This window comes from Rhizobium sp. CG5 (genome assembly GCF_023701945.1).
Taxonomy (GTDB): Bacteria; Pseudomonadota; Alphaproteobacteria; order Rhizobiales; family Rhizobiaceae; genus Allorhizobium.
In genome coordinates this window covers 2,501-6,502 of sequence record NZ_JABAEF010000044.1, presented here as the reverse complement: position 1 = coordinate 6,502, position 4,002 = coordinate 2,501, and the positions used below count along the sequence as shown (strand labels likewise).

General features: G+C 52.5%; 1 tRNA gene and 2 rRNA genes. All 3 read right to left on the bottom strand.

What is annotated here, in order from left to right:
* Nucleotides 1-77, bottom strand: a tRNA-Met gene (locus HGO38_RS30910).
* A gap of 190 nt (nt 78-267) precedes the next feature.
* Nucleotides 268-382 (bottom strand): 5S ribosomal RNA (rrf, locus tag HGO38_RS30905).
* A gap of 256 nt (nt 383-638) precedes the next feature.
* Nucleotides 639-3,440 (bottom strand): 23S ribosomal RNA (locus HGO38_RS30900).
* Nucleotides 3,441-4,002 lie beyond the last annotated feature (562 nt).

Here is a 4,002-nt window from a genome sequence, read left to right as displayed (position 1 = left end):
TGGTTGCGGGGGCAGGATTTGAACCTGCGGCCTTCAGGTTATGAGCCTGACGAGCTACCGGGCTGCTCCACCCCGCGTTATCCGAGATTTTTGGCGATGCCAAAGAACTCTGTGTTTTGGCGTGAGCCAAACTATCTTAGATTTTGGGCTTTTCCCAGGATCGTGATTGTCTTTTAAGCAAAGAAGGGCCGCTTGAGCGACCCTATTTGTTGGCTTTGGGCCGTTTAGGCTTTGTAATGAGAAGATATTTGATGTTGCGTTTTGCAGACCTGGCAGCGACCTACTCTCCCGCGTCTTGAGACGGAGTACCATCGGCGCAGGGGCGTTTCACGGCCGTGTTCGGAATGGGAACGGGTGCAGCCACCCCGCGATAACCACCAGGTCAGCGAAGCGCAACATGTTTGAGAAGCTGGTAGAGGGGAGCGACGTATCGCTCAGGCCTCGTTTGTCTTAATTTTTGTGAACACGTCTTTTCTTCTGATACCCGCACGTTCGGCCGAAGGCCGCAAGCGCAAGGCGCGTCGCCAATCGTTTGGCGCGCCGTCCGCAGGGCAGCGATCTCTAGAGATCGCGGTGCGCCCGTGAGGACAGAAGAGATGGCTCATCTGACTTCGTCAGATGAGCATTGATCAATGAGAACGATCAAGCCAATCGAGCTATTAGTACCGGTAAGCTTCACAAGTTACCCTGCTTCCACACCCGGCCTATCAACGTGGTCGTCTTCCACGGCTCTGATAGGGAATACTCGTTTTCAGGTTGGTTTCCCGCTTAGATGCCTTCAGCGGTTATCCATTCCATATATAGCTACCCTGCTATGCCCTTGGCAGGACAACAGGTCCACCAGAGATATGTCCATCCCGGTCCTCTCGTACTAGGGACAGATCCTGTCAATATTCCTACACCCACGGCAGATAGGGACCGAACTGTCTCACGACGTTCTGAACCCAGCTCACGTACCGCTTTAATTGGCGAACAGCCAAACCCTTGGGACCTGCTCCAGCCCCAGGATGCGATGAGCCGACATCGAGGTGCCAAACAACCCCGTCGATATGGACTCTTGGGGGTCATCAGCCTGTTATCCCCGGCGTACCTTTTATCCGTTGAGCGATGGCCCTTCCACGCGGGACCACCGGATCACTATGACCGACTTTCGTCTCTGCTCGACTTGTCAGTCTCGCAGTCAGGCGGGCTTATGCCATTGCACTCGACGAACGATTTCCGACCGTTCTGAGCCCACCATCGCGCGCCTCCGTTACTCTTTCGGAGGCGACCGCCCCAGTCAAACTACCCACCATACACTGTCCCGGATCCGGATAACGGACCGCGGTTAGACATCCATGACGATAAGGGTGGTATTTCAAGGATGGCTCCACGAGAACTGGCGTCCCCGCTTCAAAGCCTACCACCTATCCTACACATGCCGACACGAATGCCAGTGTAAAGCTATAGTAAAGGTGCACGGGGTCTTTCCGTCTGACCGCAGGAACCCCGCATCTTCACGGGGAATTCAATTTCACTGAGTCTATGCTGGAGACAGCGGGGAAGTCGTTACGCCATTCGTGCAGGTCGGAACTTACCCGACAAGGAATTTCGCTACCTTAGGACCGTTATAGTTACGGCCGCCGTTTACTGGGGCTTCAGTTCAAAGCTTGCACCTCTCCCTTTAACCTTCCAGCACCGGGCAGGCGTCAGGCCCTATACGTCGTCTTGCGACTTCGCAGAGCCCTGTGTTTTTGATAAACAGTCGCTACCCCCTGGTCTGTGCCACCCCAAAATACTTGCGTAGCTTGGGGTCACGCTTCTTCCGAAGTTACGCGTGCAATTTGCCGAGTTCCTTCAGCATAGTTCTCTCAAGCGCCTTGGTATACTCTACCTGACCACCTGTGTCGGTTTCGGGTACGGTCTATACGGTGGAGCTATTTCCTGGAACCGCTCCGCTGCCCAACCAATCCAATAAGGTTGAACAACTTGTGCAATCCGTCACTACCACCAGGCCCACGAATATTAACGTGGTTCCCATCGACTACGCATTTCTGCCTCGCCTTAGGGGCCGGCTAACCCTGCTCAGATTAACTTTAAGCAGGAACCCTTGGTCTTTCGGCGAGGGGGTCTCTCACCCCCTTTATCGTTACTCATGTCAACATTCGCACTTCCGATACCTCCAGGGTCCCTCACGGGTACCCCTTCACAGGCTTACGGAACGCTCCGCTACCACACATACTTGCGTATGTATCCTCAGCTTCGGTGCATGGCTTTAGCCCCGTTACATTTTCGGCGCAAAGACCCTTATTTAGACCAGTGAGCTGTTACGCTTTCTTTAAATGATGGCTGCTTCTAAGCCAACATCCTGGTTGTTTTGGGATCCTCACATCCTTTCCCACTTAGCCATGACTTGGGGACCTTAGCTGGAGGTCAGGGTTGTTGCCCTCTTCACGACGGACGTTAGCACCCGCCGTGTGTCTGCCGATTAGTACTCTCAGGTATTCGGAGTTTGGTTAGGATCAGTAAGACGGTGAGTCCCCATAGCCCATCCAGTGCTCTACCCCCTGAGGTATTCGATCGACGCACTACCTAAATAGTTTTCGCGGAGAACCAGCTATTTCCGAGTTTGATTGGCCTTTCACCCCTAGCCACAAGTCATCCCAATCTATTGCAACAGATGCGGGTTCGGTCCTCCAGTTGGTGTTACCCAACCTTCAACCTGCTCATGGCTAGATCACTCGGTTTCGGGTCTAATGCAACTAACTAAAACGCGCTATTAACACTCGCTTTCGCTGCGCCTACACCTACCGGCTTAAGCTTGCTAGTTACACTAAGTCGTTGACCCATTATACAAAAGGTACGCCGTCAGGCTTGCGCCCTCCGACTGTTTGTAGGCAACCGGTTTCAGGTTCTATTTCACTCCCCTTGTCGGGGTGCTTTTCACCTTTCCCTCACGGTACTTGTTCGCTATCGGTCATGCACGAGTACTTAGGCTTGGATCGTGGTCGACCCATGTTCAGACAGGATTTCTCGTGTCCCGCCCTACTCTAGGACAATGAGTGTTCTACGCGTACGGGGCTGTCACCCACTATGGCCAGACTTTCCAGTCTGTTCCGCTTTATTCCTCATTGCCACTGGCCTGGTCCGCGTTCGCTCGCCACTACTTACGGAGTCTCGGTTGATGTCCTTTCCTGCAGGTACTTAGATGTTTCAGTTCCCTGCGTTCGCTTCTAACCCCTATTTTATTCGAAGGTTAGATACCTTATTCCAATACCTAGAAACCTAAACCGTTCCGAAGAACGATTTAAACTTTCTAGGTATTTAAGGTGGGTTTCCCCATTCGGAAATCCATGGATCAAAGCTCATTCGCAGCTCCCCACGGCTTATCGCAGCGTATCACGTCCTTCATCGCCTGTGCATGCCAAGGCATCCACCAATTGCCCTTACGACACTTAATCGTTCTCATTGCCAATGCTCATCACCAGCTGCCATTTCGAAGAAATGGGCAGCAGACCGGGTTACCTTTTACAACCCAGTCATCTCATGATGCCATCGACGTGTTCGATGGATCTGCTTTACTGGAGCTACGCCGAGCAGCTCACTTGCAGTCCATCTTAAGACCAGCTTCTCGAGATCTGTCCGGGAGCGCGCGGTCAGGCAACGCCCATCAACATGACATCAGAGGCTTTTTAAAAAGAACGCCAAAATCCCCGGCTCCCCTTGCAGGCAACCGAAGCTTTCAACGATCCCTCAAAAGATCGCCAACAACATCATGTCTTGAGTAACAAGCTTTCCTACCTTCTCCAGTCCCTCACCCATACCAGGTCGGCTAGACCATCCATGGGTTCATAAGGACTGGGCTCGGACGTTTAGAGATCACAACCTTGCGGTCATCATCCCAAACACCTGGAAGCTTCCAGACATATCTTCTCTTTACAATGTATGCAGAACAGGCACAGGCTCCTTAAAGCCTACGCAAAACGTTTTTTCTTCAAAGACAAGGTTTTATCAAACCGCTCG